20 protein-coding genes are annotated in these 14306 nt (G+C 71.1%); 12 read left to right on the top strand and 8 right to left on the bottom strand.

Going from position 1 to position 14306, the window contains the following annotated elements:
• The first annotated feature begins 18 nt into the window (after nucleotides 1–18).
• From BUR99_RS05675 to ligD, 4 genes are read left to right on the top strand one after another with little or no spacing between them, the layout of a single operon-like run.
• The gene (locus BUR99_RS05675) at nucleotides 19–525 is read left to right on the top strand and encodes a nitroreductase family deazaflavin-dependent oxidoreductase (protein ID WP_074259291.1); all 507 of its coding nucleotides are present in this window, start codon (nucleotides 19–21) and stop codon (nucleotides 523–525) included.
• Nucleotides 526–583: 58 nt separating this feature from the next.
• Nucleotides 584–1369 carry a lysophospholipid acyltransferase family protein gene (locus BUR99_RS05670; RefSeq protein ID WP_074259290.1) on the top strand — a complete coding sequence of 262 codons (786 nt, stop codon included), beginning with the start codon at nucleotides 584–586 and terminating at the stop codon, nucleotides 1367–1369.
• A 58-nt stretch (nucleotides 1370–1427) separates the two neighbouring features.
• Nucleotides 1428–1718, top strand: coding sequence for a DUF2277 domain-containing protein (locus tag BUR99_RS05665; RefSeq protein ID WP_074259289.1), 291 nt, complete (start codon nucleotides 1428–1430; stop codon nucleotides 1716–1718).
• A gap of 51 nt (nucleotides 1719–1769) precedes the next feature.
• Nucleotides 1770–2789: a non-homologous end-joining DNA ligase gene (ligD, locus tag BUR99_RS05660; protein ID WP_200802668.1), complete on the top strand. Its 1020-nt coding sequence runs from the start codon at nucleotides 1770–1772 to the stop codon at nucleotides 2787–2789.
• Between the two features lies 1 nt (nucleotide 2790).
• On the opposite strand, the gene BUR99_RS05655 is transcribed toward ligD, so the two are convergent.
• Both BUR99_RS05655 and BUR99_RS05650 read right to left on the bottom strand, forming a co-directional pair.
• Nucleotides 2791–3594: an isocitrate lyase/PEP mutase family protein gene (locus tag BUR99_RS05655; RefSeq protein WP_074259288.1), complete on the bottom strand. Its 804-nt coding sequence runs from the start codon at nucleotides 3592–3594 to the stop codon at nucleotides 2791–2793.
• A complete protein-coding gene (locus tag BUR99_RS05650) occupies nucleotides 3578–4399 on the bottom strand; it encodes a hypothetical protein (protein ID WP_074259287.1) in 822 nt (273 codons plus the stop codon). Before BUR99_RS05650 ends, BUR99_RS05655 begins: the two co-directional genes overlap by 17 nt.
• Before the next feature lie 64 nt (nucleotides 4400–4463).
• On the opposite strand from BUR99_RS05650, the gene BUR99_RS05645 reads away from it, so the two are divergent.
• Nucleotides 4464–5156 (top strand): ArsR/SmtB family transcription factor, encoded by a 693-nt coding sequence (locus tag BUR99_RS05645; RefSeq protein WP_074259286.1) that lies wholly within the window; start codon nucleotides 4464–4466, stop codon nucleotides 5154–5156.
• Between the two features lie 26 nt (nucleotides 5157–5182).
• On the opposite strand, the gene BUR99_RS05640 is transcribed toward BUR99_RS05645, so the two are convergent.
• Nucleotides 5183–5911: a GTP pyrophosphokinase gene (locus tag BUR99_RS05640; RefSeq protein WP_074259285.1), complete on the bottom strand. Its 729-nt coding sequence runs from the start codon at nucleotides 5909–5911 to the stop codon at nucleotides 5183–5185.
• Between the two features lie 161 nt (nucleotides 5912–6072).
• Here BUR99_RS05640 and BUR99_RS05635 point away from each other — a divergent pair, with 161 nt between their 5' ends.
• Both BUR99_RS05635 and BUR99_RS05630 read left to right on the top strand, forming a co-directional pair.
• Entirely contained in the window at nucleotides 6073–6924 is an 852-nt protein-coding gene (locus tag BUR99_RS05635) for an MBL fold metallo-hydrolase (RefSeq protein WP_074259284.1), read from the top strand.
• Nucleotides 6921–8069 (top strand): epoxide hydrolase family protein, encoded by a 1149-nt coding sequence (locus BUR99_RS05630; RefSeq protein WP_074259283.1) that lies wholly within the window; start codon nucleotides 6921–6923, stop codon nucleotides 8067–8069. The genes BUR99_RS05635 and BUR99_RS05630 overlap by 4 nt, the downstream gene beginning before the upstream one ends.
• 33 nt (nucleotides 8070–8102) lie before the next feature.
• On the opposite strand, the gene pdxR is transcribed toward BUR99_RS05630, so the two are convergent.
• Entirely contained in the window at nucleotides 8103–9542 is a 1440-nt protein-coding gene (gene pdxR, locus BUR99_RS05625) for a MocR-like pyridoxine biosynthesis transcription factor PdxR (RefSeq protein ID WP_074259282.1), read from the bottom strand.
• Between the two features lie 46 nt (nucleotides 9543–9588).
• On the opposite strand from pdxR, the gene BUR99_RS05620 reads away from it, so the two are divergent.
• A complete protein-coding gene (locus BUR99_RS05620; protein WP_074259281.1) occupies nucleotides 9589–10080 on the top strand; it encodes a carboxymuconolactone decarboxylase family protein in 492 nt (163 codons plus the stop codon).
• Nucleotides 10081–10112: 32 nt separating this feature from the next.
• On the top strand, nucleotides 10113–10577 hold the full coding sequence (locus BUR99_RS05615; RefSeq protein ID WP_074259509.1) for a VOC family protein: 465 nt from the start codon (nucleotides 10113–10115) through the stop codon (nucleotides 10575–10577).
• 15 nt (nucleotides 10578–10592) lie between these two features.
• Here BUR99_RS05615 and BUR99_RS05610 read toward each other — a convergent pair whose 3' ends face one another.
• Complete coding sequence (locus BUR99_RS05610; protein WP_074259280.1) at nucleotides 10593–11003, bottom strand: YchJ family protein; 411 nt, start codon at nucleotides 11001–11003, stop codon at nucleotides 10593–10595.
• 145 nt (nucleotides 11004–11148) lie between these two features.
• On the opposite strand from BUR99_RS05610, the gene BUR99_RS05605 reads away from it, so the two are divergent.
• Together BUR99_RS05605 and BUR99_RS20390 are read left to right on the top strand one after the other, a co-directional pair.
• Nucleotides 11149–11982, top strand: a complete 834-nt coding sequence (locus tag BUR99_RS05605; protein ID WP_143231458.1) for an aggregation-promoting factor C-terminal-like domain-containing protein — start codon at nucleotides 11149–11151, stop codon at nucleotides 11980–11982.
• Between the two features lie 68 nt (nucleotides 11983–12050).
• Nucleotides 12051–12194 carry a hypothetical protein gene (locus BUR99_RS20390; RefSeq protein ID WP_200802667.1) on the top strand — a complete coding sequence of 48 codons (144 nt, stop codon included), beginning with the start codon at nucleotides 12051–12053 and terminating at the stop codon, nucleotides 12192–12194.
• Between the two features lie 78 nt (nucleotides 12195–12272).
• Here BUR99_RS20390 and BUR99_RS05600 read toward each other — a convergent pair whose 3' ends face one another.
• Together BUR99_RS05600 and BUR99_RS05595 are read right to left on the bottom strand one after the other, a co-directional pair.
• Nucleotides 12273–12566: a GNAT family N-acetyltransferase gene (locus BUR99_RS05600; protein WP_074259279.1), complete on the bottom strand. Its 294-nt coding sequence runs from the start codon at nucleotides 12564–12566 to the stop codon at nucleotides 12273–12275.
• Between the two features lie 25 nt (nucleotides 12567–12591).
• Nucleotides 12592–12963, bottom strand: a complete 372-nt coding sequence (locus BUR99_RS05595; RefSeq protein WP_074259278.1) for an RNA-binding S4 domain-containing protein — start codon at nucleotides 12961–12963, stop codon at nucleotides 12592–12594.
• A gap of 53 nt (nucleotides 12964–13016) precedes the next feature.
• Between BUR99_RS05595 and BUR99_RS05590 the strand changes: the two genes are divergently transcribed.
• The gene (locus BUR99_RS05590; protein WP_074259507.1) at nucleotides 13017–13466 is read left to right on the top strand and encodes an NUDIX domain-containing protein; all 450 of its coding nucleotides are present in this window, start codon (nucleotides 13017–13019) and stop codon (nucleotides 13464–13466) included.
• A 9-nt stretch (nucleotides 13467–13475) separates the two neighbouring features.
• On the opposite strand, the gene BUR99_RS05585 is transcribed toward BUR99_RS05590, so the two are convergent.
• Nucleotides 13476–14306 (bottom strand): DUF1295 domain-containing protein, encoded by an 831-nt coding sequence (locus BUR99_RS05585; protein WP_074259277.1) that lies wholly within the window; start codon nucleotides 14304–14306, stop codon nucleotides 13476–13478.

Here is a 14306-nt window from a genome sequence, read left to right as displayed (position 1 = left end):
GCCCGACAGAATGGGTGGATGCCGACCGTGCTGCAGTCCGTCCGCTCCGTGGTGTCGCCGTTGACCCGCACCCGGCTCTTCCGCTGGTGCGCACCTCGCGTGCTTCCGCCCATCGAGCGGGTGATCGCGGCGGTCTCGGGCGGGCGAGTGCAGCTCAGCGCATTGCTCGTGCCGTCGCTCGTGCTGCACACCACCGGTGCGAAGTCGGGCGAGCCCCGCGACTCCGCGCTCATGTACACACCCGACGGGCACGGCCGTGCGATCGTCGCCGGCACGAGTTTCGCCCGTGACCGGCACCCCGGCTGGACGTACAACCTGATCGCGCACCCCGACGCCGCGATCACGGTACGAGGGCGACGGATGCCGGTGCGCGCGAGTCGCATCGCCGATGACGAGCGAGACGCCGCATGGGCGCGCATCGAGGCGCAGTGGCCGGGGTACCGCGCCTACGAGCGGGAGTCGGGCCGGGTCGTGCGGCTCTTCCGCCTCCAGCCGGTCGCCGACCTGCGTCACGAGTCGATGTGACGCGCTGACGGGCGCGTGAACGCAGGCCGCGCTCAGCGCCACGCCGTACGCTTGGATCATGACGCGACGCCCGAGTGACCCGATCTACAGCACGGCGATCGTCGCCGGGCGTGCGCTGTTCGGCTTCTGGGGCTTGAAGCGCAGCGTGACCGGTGCCGAGCACGTGCCGACGACCGGCGGCGCGGTGCTCGCGATGACGCACTTCGGCTACTTCGAGTTCGCGCTCGTCGAGTGGGCGACGTGGCTCGCCAATCGCCGCCGCATCCGGTTCATGGGCAAGCAGAGCGTGTTCGACAAGCCGATCGTCGGGTCGATGCTGCGCAGCATGAAGCACATCCCGGTCGACATGAAGGCCGGCGCCGCCGCCTATGCCAAGGCCGTGACCGCGCTCCGCGACGGCGAGCTCCTCGGCGTCTTCCCCGAGGCGGGCGTCAGCGCCTCCTTCACCGTGCGCCAGCTCAAGACCGGCGCGGCACGACTCGCGGCCGAGGCCGGCGTGCCGATCATCCCGGTCGCCGTCTGGGGCGGCCACCGGCTGATGACCAAGGGCCACAAGGTGCGATTCTTCGAGCGGTTCGGGGTGCCGGTGAGCTTCGCGTTCGGCGAGCCGATCGCGGTCACGACCGACGAGGACCCGCACGCCGTGACCGAGCGACTGCGCGCGACCCTGCAGCGCATGGTCGACCGGTTGCAGGCCGAGTACCCGGTCGACGGCACCGGCAAGTGGTGGCAGCCGCGTTCACTCGGCGGCACCGCGCCGACGCCCGAAGCCGCGGCGGCCGCAGATGCGGCACGGGATGCCGCCCGCGAGGCGGCTCGCGCCGCGCGCCGCGAGCAGAGCTGAGCTGAGCTGAGCTGAGCTGAGCCGAGACATCCTCGACGCCGCGAGTTAGGCTCGAGGCATGTGCAGGAACATCCACACCCTCCACAATTTCGAGCCGGCGACCACCGACGACGAGGTGCACGCCGCGGCGCTGCAGTTCGTGCGCAAGGTGAGCGGTTCGACGAAGCCGTCGAAGGCGAACGCCGAGGCGTTCGATCGCGCCGTGGCTGAGATCGCGCACGTGACCCGCCACCTGCTCGACGACCTCGTGACCGCCGCACCGCCGAAGAACCGCGAAGAGGAGGCGGCCAAGGCCCGGGAGCGGGCGGCGCGCCGGTACGCGACGCAGGCGACGGCCCAGATCGCGTGACGCGCCGGGGCGCGGGAGCGCGGCACTCGCACGGGGAGTAGCGTCGCCTTCATGGCCGATGCCGTCACTCTCTCCGTCCCGGGTCCGCACGGCGATCGCGACGTGCGGATCTCGAGTCCGTCTCGTGTGCTCTGGCCCGAGGCGGGCATCACCAAACTCGACCTCGCCGAGTACTTCATCGCGGTGGGCGTGCCGTTCGTCGAGGCGAACGGCGACCGGCCGGTGTCGTTGCAGCGGTTCCCGGGCGGCGTCGACGGCGAGCAGTTCTTCTCGAAGAATCCGCCGAAGGGCGCGCCCGAGTGGGTGCGGTCGGTGCCGGTCACCTACCCCAGCGGGCGCACGCATCCGCAACTCGTCATCGACGAGCCGGCCGCAGCGGTCTGGGCGGCGCAGATGAACACGATCGTCTTCCACCCGTGGGCGTCCCGGGCCGAGAACCCCGACAACCCCGACCAGTTGCGCATCGACCTCGACCCGCAGCCCGGCACCGGGTTCGCCGAGGCGGTGCCCGTTGCAGTGGAGCTTCGGAAGCTGCTCGGCGAGGTCGGGCTCACGGCGTTCGTGAAGAGCTCGGGCAGTCGCGGCATCCACGTCTTCGCGCCCATCGAGCCCGAGCACGAGTTCCTCGACGTGCGGCACGCCGTCATCGCGCTCGGGCGCGAGCTCGAACGCCGCATGCCCGACGAGGTCACCACCAACTGGTGGAAGGAGGAGCGCGGCGACCGCATCTTCATCGACTACAACCAGGCGAACCGCGACCGCACGATGGCGGGCGCGTACTGCCCGCGCCCGCTGCCGACGGCCTCGGTGTCGTGCCCGCTCGACTGGGACGAGCTCGATTCGACCGATCCGGGCGACCACACGGTGCGCAGCGTGCCGGAGCGACTTCGCACCGTCGGCGACCCCTGGCACGGCATGCACGACTCGCCCGGGCGCATCGACACGCTGCTCGAGTGGTGGCAGCGCGATCTCGACGACGGTCTCGGCGAGCTGCCGTTCCCGCCCGACTTCCCGAAGATGCCGGGTGAACCGATGCGTGTGCAGCCGAGCCGGGCCAAGCAGCAGCCCTGACTCAGGTCCGCGCGAGCGGCAGTCCGGCGACCTCGGCGTACGACGGTGCCGCGGGCAGCGGGTTCGACGGCCGGTCGGCGGTGATCGCCTGGACTGCGGCGGAGACGGATCCGAGCGCCGTGCGGAACAGCAGCGAGCCGGTGCTGACGCGGGCGACGCCGAGTCGCCCGAGGTCGGCCGGGCGGAGCTCGGGCTGCACGAGCACGTTGAGCGGTGCCTCGATCGCGCCGCAGAGTGCGGCGATCGTCTGCGGCGCGAGCACGCCGGGCACGAAGATCCCGGATGCTCCTGCCGCCAGATATCGCCGGGCCCGGGCCACCGCGTCGTCGAAGCGGCCGGCGCCATCGTCCCCGTTCGACACCCAGTACCCGTCCGTGCGGGCGTTCAGGTAGAGCCCGGGCGCCGCGGAGGCGATCGCGGCGATCTTCGCCGCGGCGAGCTTCAGGTCGACGAGGTCGCCGTGTTCGGTCGAGTCCTCGATGTTCACGCCGACGCATCCGATCGCCGCGAGCTCGGCGGCGTATCGGCCGACCTGTTCGGGGTCGTCCGAGAAGCCGGCCTCGAGGTCGATGCTGAGCGAGATGCCGTGCGCTGCAGCAGCCCGCGCGAGCGCGAGCGTCTCGGCGGCGATCTCGCCGGCACCGTCGCGCTTTCCGGCGCCGATGGCAAGACCGAGGCTCGTCGTGCCGATCGCGCGATGACCGTCCGCGTGGAGCCAGCGCGCGGAGGCGAGGTCCCAGGCGTTCGGCAGCAGGAACGGGGCTCCCGGCCGGTGGAGGGCGCGGAACTCAGCGGGTGTCAGCATGGCGGACGGTCTCCTCGTCTCGGTCCGCGTCGGCGCGGAGGGTGTCGACGATCGCGGCGGCGATCGCGAGGGCGTGATGCGGCGCCGGGCAGGCTCTCGGACCAGCGCCGAAGGCCAGGATGCGGGCGGGTCGGTCGGCAGCGGCCTCGCAGTCGGCGCCGTCGAGGTGCAGCACGACGAGGGTCTCGCCCCCGCGTTCCGCGGGCACGAGTCGGCGCGTGACGGGCACGGGGGAGTCGTCGCGGAGCACGGATTCCAGCAGGGTCCGGGTCGAGACGGCCCCGTCCTGCGATCGAGCCAGTGCGAGAGCCCGCTCGACGAGCGTCGCCGTCGCGGCGTACGCCTGCACGAGGAGTTGCACGCGCAGGGCCCGCTCGTCGGGGTCGGTGCGCCCGGATGCCTCGAACAGCGCGATCACGGCCGCATCCGCCGCATCCGGGTCCGTCGTCTCACCGGTGGGGTAGGCGGACGCGACCGTGGCCACGAGTGTCGGCAGTGCGCTCGCTTCGGTGAAGCCGAGCGCCTCCGCGAGCACGGTGACGGGGATGCGCCCGGCAGGCGTACCCGCCAGGGCGTGCCGAACGGCGGCGGCCGCGAGGGCGTTCGGGTCGAGTCCGTCGAGCAGCGCATCGAGGCGAACCCGCCGGGCGTCGTGCTCGGCGCCGTTCACGAAGCGCGAGACCTCGGCGCGGAAGACGGTCAGCGGCGATGCCGAGTCGCGTGCTGCGACGGAGGCCTCGGGAACACGCGATGCGGGGTCGACGAGGATGCGTTCGACCGCGGCCCGTTCGATGATGTCGATCATGGTTCGACGCTATGCCCGGGACGCTTCGATGCCAGCCGAAGTGTCACCGACGTATCGTGGGGGCATGCACGGAGACGCCGATCTCGCCGAACCCGCCCGCCTCATGGGAGAGCCCGCCCGCGCCGCGATGCTCGTCGCGCTGCTGGACGGCCGATCGCTGCCGGCGAGCGAACTCGCCGGAATCGCGGGGGTCTCCGCATCGACTGCGAGCACCCACCTCGCCCAACTGCTCGCCGGCGGACTCGTGAGTGATCGCCGACTCGGCAGGCATCGGTACTTCACGCTCGCCGGCGCCGACGTCGCGAATGCCGTCGAAGCGCTGCAGCTGATCGCGCCGCGCCGGGCCGTCAGCTCGTACGCGCAGTCAGCCTCCGCGGAGCGGCTCGCCCTCGCGCGGTCGTGCTACGACCATTTCGCGGGACGGCTGGCGCTCGACCTCGCCGACGCGCTCGTGCGCGAAGGAGCGATCGCGCCGCTCGTCGCAGGGGAACCGGGCCGAGTGCTCGACCCGGGTGCGCCGCTCGCGGAGCGGCTCGGCCTCGCCGAGGGAGTCGGCGTCGCAGGCTCCTCCCGGCGACCCGCGCTGCGCGGATGCCTCGACTGGACCGAGCGCCGCCCGCACCTCGCCGGACGGCTCGGTGCCCACGTGCTCAGGCGCCTGATCGACGATGGCTGGGTGGGGCGCCGTCCGGGCGATCGTTCGCTGCGGGTGACCGACGAGGGCGAGCGGGAGTTCGCTGCGCTCGCTCGGGGCTGAGTTGGCAGCTCAGACCCGGGTGCGGCTCAGACCGGGTTGCCGGGCCGCCCGGCCACCGGGTGCATGTCGGCACCGATCGGCGACCGCGGTGCTCCGTGTACCTCGCGGTGCAGTCGTTCCATGCGTGCGTCGAGCTCGGCGGCCGTGTGCGCGGCATCCGTCAGCCCGTCGAGCAGTTCCTGGGGCACCCTGCGGTCGTACTTGTAGTAGATCTTGTGCTCGAGGCTCGCCCAGAAGTCCATGGCGATCGTGCGGATCTGCACCTCGACGGCCACGGGGTGCGCCCCGGTCGAGAGGAACACCGGCACCTCGACGATGACGTGCAGGCTCTGGTAGCCGTTGGACTTCGGCTCCTTGATGTAGTCCTTGACCCGCAGCACCCGGATGTCGCGCTGCGCGGTGAGCAGCTCGAAGATGCGGTACACGTCGGAGACGAAGCTGCAGGTCACCCGCACCCCGGCGATGTCGGTGATCGTGTCGCGGATCGTCTCGAACGTCGGGTCGATGCCCTTGCGCTGCATCTTGTCGATCACGCTGTCGAGGCTCTTCAACCGGCTCGAGATGTGTTCGATCGGGTTGTAGTCGTGCGTCTGGTTGAACTCCTCTCGCAGGATGGAGAGCTTCGTGATGACCTCGTCCATGCCGAACTTGTAGCGCAGCATGAAACGCTCGGTCTCGTCGCGGAGCGCCCGCATCTCATCGAGCGTCTGGCCGTCGATGGTCTCGAGCGTGCGCTGCGCGCGTGCCGTGAGCATTGGCGGGGCTGAGTGCCGGGTGGGCGGGGTGCCGTCGAGCGGGGTCACGGATGCCACGCTACGACGCGAATCTCTGCGTTTCCTTTGATCTGCGCCTGATCGGCAGTGCGTTCGCCGCTGGCGCACGCGTGGGCTCTCGGCGCGTCGCTACGCTCGGGAACATGACAGCTTGGCTCACCGTGGCTCCCGGCATCCATCAGCGACGGTACGACCCGTTCGACATCTCGATCGTCGTGATCGAGGGCGCCGACGGGCTGATGCTCGTCGACACCCGCGTGCAGCCCGGCGAGGCCGTCGAACTCGCGGCCGATGTCGCAGCGCGGTTCGACCGTCCGGTGCGCTGGGTCGTGAACACCCACGCGCATTTCGACCACACCTTCGGCAACCAGGTCTTCGGGCCGGGTACGGCCACCGATGCCGCGATCTACGGCCATTCGAACATCGCCGCCCATTTCGCCGAGTATGAGGGGCCGCGTCTCGCGGCGTGGCGTGCCGATCCGACGCGGGAGCCCGAGCGGCAGTGGGCCGACGTGGTGCTGACGCCCCCGACGCATCCGCTCGTCGAGCCCCTGATGCTGAACCTGGGCGACCGACTCGTCGAGCTGCGCCCGCAGCCGCCCGCGCACACCGACACCGATCTCGTGCTGTTCGTGCCCGACGAGCGGGTCTGGATCCTCGGCGACCTGATCGAGGAGTCCGGCCCGGTGATGTACGGCTCGGGCAGCTACCCGCTCGGCTGGCCGGGCGTGCTCGACGGCCTCGCCGCAGCGATGCGACCGAGTGACCGAGTGGTACCCGGGCACGGCCGGGTGGTCGATCGCGCGTTCGTGGAGCGGCAGGCTGCCGAGCTGCGGCTCATCGCCGATCGATTCCGCGCCGCTCACGACGCGGGGCTCACGCCGGCCGAGGCCCTCGCGGCGCACGACGACTGGTCGATCCCCGTCGATGCGCTCGGCGGCGCCGTCGAGCGCGCGTACCGGGCGCTCGACGCGCAGGGGGAGGCGCGGGCATGAACTCCGACGGTGATCCGTTCACGATCCACCTCTCCGACGTCGAGCTCGACGACCTCCGGGAACGACTCCGTCGCACCCGATTCGTCCACGCCAGCAGCAGCCGCCCATGGGCGGGCGGCGTCGATCCCGGCGCTCTCTCGGGCCTCGTCTCCGAGTGGGCAGAGGAGTTCGACTGGCGTTCGGTCGAGACGCGCCTGAACCGGCTCGACCACCGGCAGGCACTGGTGCAGGGCACCCGGGTGCACTTCGTTCGTGCGAGCGTCGGCGCGGCCGACGGCGAGACCGTCCCGCTGCTCGTCATGCACGGCTGGCCGTCGAGTTTCCTCGAGATGCTGCCGCTCGCCGATGCGCTCCAGGCGGCAGGCGAGAGGCACGGTCTCCGATTCGACCTCGTGATCCCGTCGATGCCCGGCTTCCTCTTCTCGGAGCTGCCCGATGCGCCGCTGACACGGGAGATCATGGCCGACCTGATGTCCGAGCTGATGCGCCAGCTCGTCGGCGAGGCGCGGTTCGGCGTCTTCGGCGGGGACATCGGCGGCACCGTTGCCGCGTGGATCGCCGCGAAGCACCCCGAACGAGTGCTCGGCCTCTACATGATCCATCCGCCCTTCCCATCGGAGTTCGCGGAGCCGTTGACGCCGGCGGAACGTGCGGTGCTCGAGGCAGAAGCCGAGTTCGACGAGGGCGATGGAGGCTACAGCGCCATCATGGGCACGCGGCCCGACACGGTCGGGGCGGCGCTCATCGACTCGCCGGCGGGGCTGCTCGCATGGATCATCGACAAGTTGCGCGACTGGAGCGACGCCGGCGGCGACCTCGAGCGTCGATTCGATCGAGCCACGCTCCTCACCCTCGCGACCTTGTACTGGTCGACCGGATCGATCGGCACCTCGTTCCGCCAGTACTTCGACTTCCCGGCGAACGCGCCGCGACCCGTGATCACCGTGCCGGCGGGGTTCACGCTCAGCGCCGAGGCGATCATCCGGGACATCCCCAAGAGCATCGCCGAACGGGCCTGCAGCGACATCAGGGTCTGGCATCCGGCGACTGCCGGCGGTCACTTCATGGCCCACGAAGAGCCCGAACTGCTCGCCGGCCATCTCGCGGCGTTCTTCGACGAGCACAGTCGTCCGCGCGGGAACTGACCGAACACGAAGGTGCGCCCTCGAGGCGTTCCCTCAGGGGCGATCGACCGCCGTCGACATCTCGAGTTCCGCACGGATCGCGGCGATCGCACGGTCGAGGGCCGCTTCGAAGCGATGGGGAGCCGGTGCTCCGTAACCCACGACCATGGCAGGCGCCCGCAGCACCGACGGGGCGCCGAGCCGGAAGGAGCCGAGTCCGTCGAACCGGACGCCGAGCCGCAGGGCGGCGGCTGCGACGCGGCGCTCGTCGACGTCGGTCGGCAACTCGATGAGGCAATGCAGGCCGGCGCGCATGCCGCTCACCCGGCATCCGCGGAGTTCTGCCGCGACGCGTACTTCGACGACCTCGCGGCGTGAACGATACTCGGCGCGACGCCGCCGTACGGTCCGGTCGTACTCGTGCGCCTGCATGAAGGCGTCGAGCGTCGACTGGTTCAGGAGGTCCGCGATGCCGTTCGCCGCGACGAGCTGCTCGTCGAACGCCCCGGCCAGACGGCCGGGCACGACCGCCCATCCGAGGCCCACCGCCGGCGCGAGGCTCTTCGACGCCGTGCCGAGGTAGGCGACCAGCTCGGGCGCGAGTGCCTGCAGCGCGCCGATCGCCCGCCGGTCGTAGCGGAACTCGCCGTCGTAGTCGTCTTCGATGACGAGGGCGCCGGTGCGTTCCGCCCAGGCGACGACGTCGAGCCGTCTGGACGCCGAGAGCGCGACCCCGGTCGGGAACTGGTGCGCCGGAGTCAGGAGCACGGCATCGACGGCCAGGCCGTCCAGGCCGTCGACGACGGCGCCGTCGGCATCGACGGGAACGGCCACGACCTCGAGTCCGGCCGCACGGAGGATCCCGCGGTGCGCCTCGTGGCCGTACTGCTCGACGGCGATGCGCCGGGCACCCTCGGCGACGAGGGTGCGCGCGACCACCGCCAACGCTGCGCCGAAGCCCCGGGTGACGGCGATCCGACCGCGCTCCGCCGCGACCCCGCGCGTCCGCGCGAGGTATTCGGCAAGCGTGTCCCTGAGCGCGGGGGAGCCTCGCGGCGGGCCGTACCCGAACGCGGATGCCGGCAGGTCGAGCGTCGCTCGCCGAGCGGCGGTCGCCCATTCGCGCCGTGGGAACGACGAGGAATCCGGAATGCCGCCGCGCAGGTCGAGACCGAGCTGCCGGACCGCGGGCGAGGGTTCGGCACCCGCTGCCGTCGCACCCCGGTCGCCGAAGCGCTCGGCGACCCAGGTGCCGGCGCCGACACGGGCCTCGAGCCATCCCTCTGCGACGAGCCGGCCGTAGACCTCGGCCACGACATTGCGGGCGATGCCGAGATCGGCGGCGAGGGTGCGGCTCGCGGGGAGCCGGGTTCCGCCGTCGAGGCGCCCGTCGCGCACGGCGGCGCGGAGCGTTTCCTCGAGCGATGCTGCCTTTCTGCGCCGATCGAGATCGAGGTGCAGATCGAGGCCTCGAATGGCCCATGATTCACCCATGGAAATGGACTGTAGCAGTGGGCCGTTCGCTTCGTAGCGTGGAGCCATGACCATCACAGACGCACTCGTCGACATCCCCGTCCGCCTCGACTTCGACGCGATCGTTCCGCGCTTCTCCCGGGCGGTCGCCTCGCTCGATCACGCCGCCACCGCCGAACTCGACCGGGTCGACTTCGACCCGCAGCTGCGCGAGATGGTGCGGCTCCGCGCCTCGCAGATCAACGGATGCGTCTACTGCGTCGACCTGCACGCGAAGGATGCGCGCACCGCCGGCGTATCGGAGCAGAAGCTGCACGCCGTCGCGGTCTGGCGCGATTCCGGGCTGTTCACCGCGGCGGAACGTGCAGCCCTTCACCTCACCGAGTCGATCACCCGGCTCTCGGAGACGCACGTGCCCGAGGAGGATCTCAGCGCCGCGACCGCCGTCTTCGGTGAGGATCGGACTGCCGCGCTCATCTCGCTCATCATCGTCATCAACGTCTGGGATGCCATCGGGGTGACCACGCGGTGCTGGCCCGTCGCTCGCGACGCGGCCTGACCCGGCACGACCCGATCTGGGATGATGCCGACATGACGGATGCCGCGCAGCCACCGGTCCTGCAACTCCGAGTCGTGATCGAGGCGGAGGACTACGAACGGGCGGTGGAGTTCTACCGCGACGCGCTCGGCATGCCGGAGCTCATGGCGTACGCCGAGGGCGGCGACGATCGGGTGACCATCCTCGAAGCGGGACGGGCGACCATCGAGATCGCGAACCCGACGCACAAGCGCGTGATCGACGAACTCGAGGCGGGCGGCCGGCCGAGCCAGCGGGTCCGGCTCGCCTTCGAGGTGGCCGATGGCGCCGGCACCACCAGGCGACTCGCCGATGCAGGGGCGACCGTCGTCGCCGAACCCGTCGAGACGCCGTGGCGCTCGCTCAACGCTCGGCTCGACGCGCCGGCCGGGCTGCAGATCACGGTCTTCGAAGAGCTCGAGGGCTCCGAGGAGCGGGCGCTGCGCGATGGCTTCGGCACGGACGCTGAGCGCGACTGAGCGGACCGACCCGCGTCAGAGCTCGCCGTCGACGTAGAACCAGCGTCCGCCCTCGCGGGTGAAGCGGCTGCGCTCGTGGAGCACGCCGCGCTCCTCGTCGGATCGGTACGAAGCGCGGAACTCGACCGTGCCGTGCCGGTCGAACGGGCCACCGCCCTCGGTGCCCAGGATGTCGAGTCGAACCCACCGGGTCTCGTCGTCGAGCTCGAGGTCTTCGGGTCGGGTGTCGGGGTGCCAACTCGCGCTGAGGTACGCGACGTCGCCGACCGCGAAGGCGGTGTAGCGGGAGCGCATGAGCCGTACCGCGGTCGGCGCGACGGAGTCGCCCGCGAGCAGGGGGCCGCAGCAGCTCCCGAAGACCTCGCCGCTGAGGCACGGGCACCGTTCGTCGGCGGCTGGACGGGGCGGGGGAGCGACGTTCGGCATCCTCCCAGTATCGCGGCCGCGGGGGGCCGTGCTCATGCTCTGCACAGGAAGAAATGAGGAACCCTTCAGAAACTCGGGGCAGAGTGTCTGACTTGTGCCCTCGCTCGGGGGCGTCCCCCAACCTGATCCGAGCAACCCAGAACCTATGCGCAACGAAACCACCACGCCCGAAACCGACACCGCCCCCGAAGCACGACACCCCCGCCGCAGCATCCGCAAGCGCCGCATCAGTCGCAAGCGGCTCATCGGCGCCGGCGCCGTCATCGCCGCCGGCCTCATCGTCGGCACCGGATTCACGGTGGAGTCCGCGATCAGCACCCAGGCGAGCATCGCCGAGACGACGGCGCTCTCGGAATCGACCGGCGTCCGTTCCGAACAGCTCGGCGCCTACAGCGCGATCGCCGAGGCCCGCACCCGCCACAGCGCGCAGGACACGCTGACGGCCGCCAACGCCACGCTCGCCGCGGTCGACGGCAAGGTCGACGCCAGCAGCCTCGCGGCATCCGTCGCCTCGCTCGGCGAGTACGAGCGCCTGCCGATCGACTCGATCGTCGACCTGACGAAGCAGACCCGCTCCGAGACCGAGAAGGCAGCTGCCGCGGCTGCCGCGTACGACCGCGCCCAGGCCGAGCGGGCCGCTGCCGCCGCCGAGGCGCTCGCCCGGGCGAACACGCCCGACGGCGCCCGAGCCACGGCTCGCTCGCTCGCCGCGTCGAAGTACGGCTGGGACGAATCGCAGTTCCAGTGCCTCGACCAGCTGTGGCAGAAGGAGTCGGGCTGGTCGTACACCGCCTACAACGCGTCGAGCGGCGCCACCGGCATCCCGCAGTCGCTGCCCGGCAGCAAGATGGCCACCGCCGGCTCCGACTGGCAGACCAACGCCGCGACCCAGATCAGCTGGGGGCTCGACTACATCGCCCGCGGCTACGGCAGCCCGTGCAGCGCGTGGTCGCACTCGCAGTCGATGAACTGGTACTGACCCCCGGGGATGTCGCGTAGGGTTGCCCGCACGGGGCCGCCCAGGCCTCCGATCAAAGGGCGTCATCCATGTCAGACAAGTCGCCGAAGAAGTCGTCATCCAAGACGGCTGCCAGCAAGTCCCTCAAAGAGAAGCGCGCCGACAAGAAGGCCAAGGTTGAGAACCGGTCCAACAGCGACGCTGTGACCGAGGCGACGCACCGCAAGCGCTGAACCGCAGCGGCGCCCGAGCGGGGCGACGGAATCCCCGTCGCATCGCACGGGCGTCGCGATGCAGCCCGGTGCCGCCGTTCAGGCCGTGCGAGGGTCGAGCAGGCCCGCCCGGTCGGGGTGCCGGTCGAACCATTCGCCCACGTACCAGCAACTCGGCACGATGCGCCGGGTCGAGTTCGCCTCGACGTCGTCGACCGCGAACTCGACGAGCTCGCCGGCCAGTCCGCTGCCGCGGTACGGAGGATTCGTGAACGTGCGGGTGAACGCGACCGAGTCGCCGAGCTCCCGATACTCGAGCACGCTCGCGATGTCGCCGTCGACCCGCAGCACGTATCGGCGGGCGTCGGGTTCGTGAGCGAGTTCGGTATGCACGTCGATCAGGCTACGCCGCGTGCGCTCACCGGCCGCGGAGGCGCTCGAGGTCTCGCCGTTCCCGTTTCGTGGGGCGTCCGGCACCGCGATCGCGCGTCGCGACGATCGCCACCGTCTCGCGCGGTGGCGGGGGAGGTGTGCGGTCGTCCACCGCCGTGGCCGCGACGGCCGCCGACACGCGCTTGACGAGCGTCTGCCGCACGACGAGCATTCGATCGAAGCCGTCGATGCGCACGCGCACCTCGTCGCCGGGCCGCACCGACTGGGCGGCCTTCGCGCGTTCGCCGTTCACCCGCACATGCCCGGCCCGGCACGCCGCCGTGGCCGAGGATCGCGTCTTGAACTGCCGCACCGCCCAGAGCCAGGCATCGACGCGCACGGGGGACTCGCCGTTCATGCCAACAGCCTACGGCGACCCGGCTCGGGATGATCGTGCGGCATGCTGGACTCATGAGCGGAGCGAGCGGCGACGAATGGGTCGTGGGCCCCGATGGAGCGAAGTACTGGGGCAGGTACGGGGCCGCGGGCCTGCTGGTCGTGAGCCCCGAGCGCGAGGTCCTGCTGCAGCATCGGGCGCTGTGGAGCCACTTCGGCGGCACTTGGGGCATGCCCGGGGGTGCGCGGCACGAGCACGAGAGCGCCGTCGAGGCGGCCGTCCGTGAGGCGGGTGAGGAGGCGGGTGTGCCACCGACGCTCCTCGAGGTGCGGTTCAGCACGGTGCTCGACCTCGGGTACTGGTCGTACACGACCGTCGTCGCCGATGCCGCTGAACGGTTCGCCCCGGTCGTCAGCGACCCCGAGAGCATCGAGCTGCGGTGGATCGCGATCGATCGGGTCACCGAGGTGCCGCTGCATCCGCGGTTCGCCGAAGCCTGGTCGGGCCTCGCGGCCCGCCTCTGAAGCCCCGTGTCAGGCGGTGCGCTCGTCGGCCGGTGACGCGGGCCGACGCGGAGGCCACGGCACGATCGGCGAGGTGCGGGCGCGATAGTCGTCGTAGTCGGGGTACTTCGACCGCGAGATCGACTCGGTGAAGATCGTCGACCCGATGAAGAGCGTCGTGAGCAGCACGGCGCCCGCGACGGACCAGTGCAGCCAGACGCCGGTCGCCGCGACCGCGAACCCGTAGAAGACCCACCACTGGGCCTGCTCGAAGAAGAAGTTGGGGTGCCGCGAGAAGCGGAACAGCCCGCTCTGCAGGAACCCGGGCTGCGGCGTGCGGCCGGCCGCACGCTCGGCTGCCTTCCACCGGTGGAACGCCCATTGCTGCTGGTCGGCCACCGTCTCCCCGGCGAGGAGGGCGAGGAACGCGATGGAGAGCACCACGTCGGCCCCACCGAGCGGAGCGCCGCCGGCGGCGAACACCGTGGCAGCCGGGAGGCAGAACAGCAGGATCACGGCGTTCTGGTAGATCGAGATGAACAGCAGGTTGAATGCGGCGAACCCGGCACGCGACATCCGACCGCGCAGCACCGCCCAGCGGTAGTCCTCCCCGCCGGGGCGGTACCCGCCCTTGCGAGCGAAATTGAAGGTCAAGCGGATGCCCCATGCCGAGACGAGCGCCGCCATGAGCACGAGTCGCCCGTCGAACCCCGACCAGACGGCGAACACCCACACGTAGACGATCGGTGCGATCGACCAGATGCGATCGACCCACGAGTACTCGCGGGTGGCGATCGAGGCGACCCACGTCGCGAGCGTGATCGCGGCGCAGATGACGAGACACACGACGAGCGGACCCAT

Source organism: Agromyces cerinus subsp. cerinus (assembly GCF_900142065.1).
GTDB classification, from domain to species: Bacteria; Actinomycetota; Actinomycetes; order Actinomycetales; family Microbacteriaceae; genus Agromyces; species Agromyces cerinus.
Note: the sequence above shows the minus strand (reverse complement) of the source record. Positions and strands in the feature narration are given on the sequence as shown.

Excerpts from the sequence above, each read along its gene's own strand:
- BUR99_RS05675 (WP_074259291.1), top strand. The coding sequence starts at position 19 with ATGCCGACCGTGCTGCAGTCCGTCCGCTCCGTGGTGTCGCCGTTGACC.
- BUR99_RS05670 (WP_074259290.1), top strand. The coding sequence starts at position 584 with ATGACGCGACGCCCGAGTGACCCGATCTACAGCACGGCGATCGTCGCC.
- BUR99_RS05665 (WP_074259289.1), top strand. The coding sequence starts at position 1,428 with ATGTGCAGGAACATCCACACCCTCCACAATTTCGAGCCGGCGACCACC.
- ligD (WP_200802668.1), top strand. The coding sequence starts at position 1,770 with ATGGCCGATGCCGTCACTCTCTCCGTCCCGGGTCCGCACGGCGATCGC.
- BUR99_RS05655 (WP_074259288.1), bottom strand. The coding sequence starts at position 3,594 with ATGCTGACACCCGCTGAGTTCCGCGCCCTCCACCGGCCGGGAGCCCCG.
- BUR99_RS05650 (WP_074259287.1), bottom strand. The coding sequence starts at position 4,399 with ATGATCGACATCATCGAACGGGCCGCGGTCGAACGCATCCTCGTCGAC.
- BUR99_RS05645 (WP_074259286.1), top strand. The coding sequence starts at position 4,464 with ATGCACGGAGACGCCGATCTCGCCGAACCCGCCCGCCTCATGGGAGAG.
- BUR99_RS05640 (WP_074259285.1), bottom strand. The coding sequence starts at position 5,911 with ATGCTCACGGCACGCGCGCAGCGCACGCTCGAGACCATCGACGGCCAG.
- BUR99_RS05635 (WP_074259284.1), top strand. The coding sequence starts at position 6,073 with ATGACAGCTTGGCTCACCGTGGCTCCCGGCATCCATCAGCGACGGTAC.
- BUR99_RS05630 (WP_074259283.1), top strand. The coding sequence starts at position 6,921 with ATGAACTCCGACGGTGATCCGTTCACGATCCACCTCTCCGACGTCGAG.
- pdxR (WP_074259282.1), bottom strand. The coding sequence starts at position 9,542 with ATGGGTGAATCATGGGCCATTCGAGGCCTCGATCTGCACCTCGATCTC.
- BUR99_RS05620 (WP_074259281.1), top strand. The coding sequence starts at position 9,589 with ATGACCATCACAGACGCACTCGTCGACATCCCCGTCCGCCTCGACTTC.
- BUR99_RS05615 (WP_074259509.1), top strand. The coding sequence starts at position 10,113 with ATGACGGATGCCGCGCAGCCACCGGTCCTGCAACTCCGAGTCGTGATC.
- BUR99_RS05610 (WP_074259280.1), bottom strand. The coding sequence starts at position 11,003 with ATGCCGAACGTCGCTCCCCCGCCCCGTCCAGCCGCCGACGAACGGTGC.
- BUR99_RS05605 (WP_143231458.1), top strand. The coding sequence starts at position 11,149 with ATGCGCAACGAAACCACCACGCCCGAAACCGACACCGCCCCCGAAGCA.
- BUR99_RS20390 (WP_200802667.1), top strand. The coding sequence starts at position 12,051 with ATGTCAGACAAGTCGCCGAAGAAGTCGTCATCCAAGACGGCTGCCAGC.
- BUR99_RS05595 (WP_074259278.1), bottom strand. The coding sequence starts at position 12,963 with ATGAACGGCGAGTCCCCCGTGCGCGTCGATGCCTGGCTCTGGGCGGTG.
- BUR99_RS05590 (WP_074259507.1), top strand. The coding sequence starts at position 13,017 with ATGAGCGGAGCGAGCGGCGACGAATGGGTCGTGGGCCCCGATGGAGCG.
- BUR99_RS05585 (WP_074259277.1), bottom strand. The coding sequence starts at position 14,306 with ATGGGTCCGCTCGTCGTGTGTCTCGTCATCTGCGCCGCGATCACGCTC.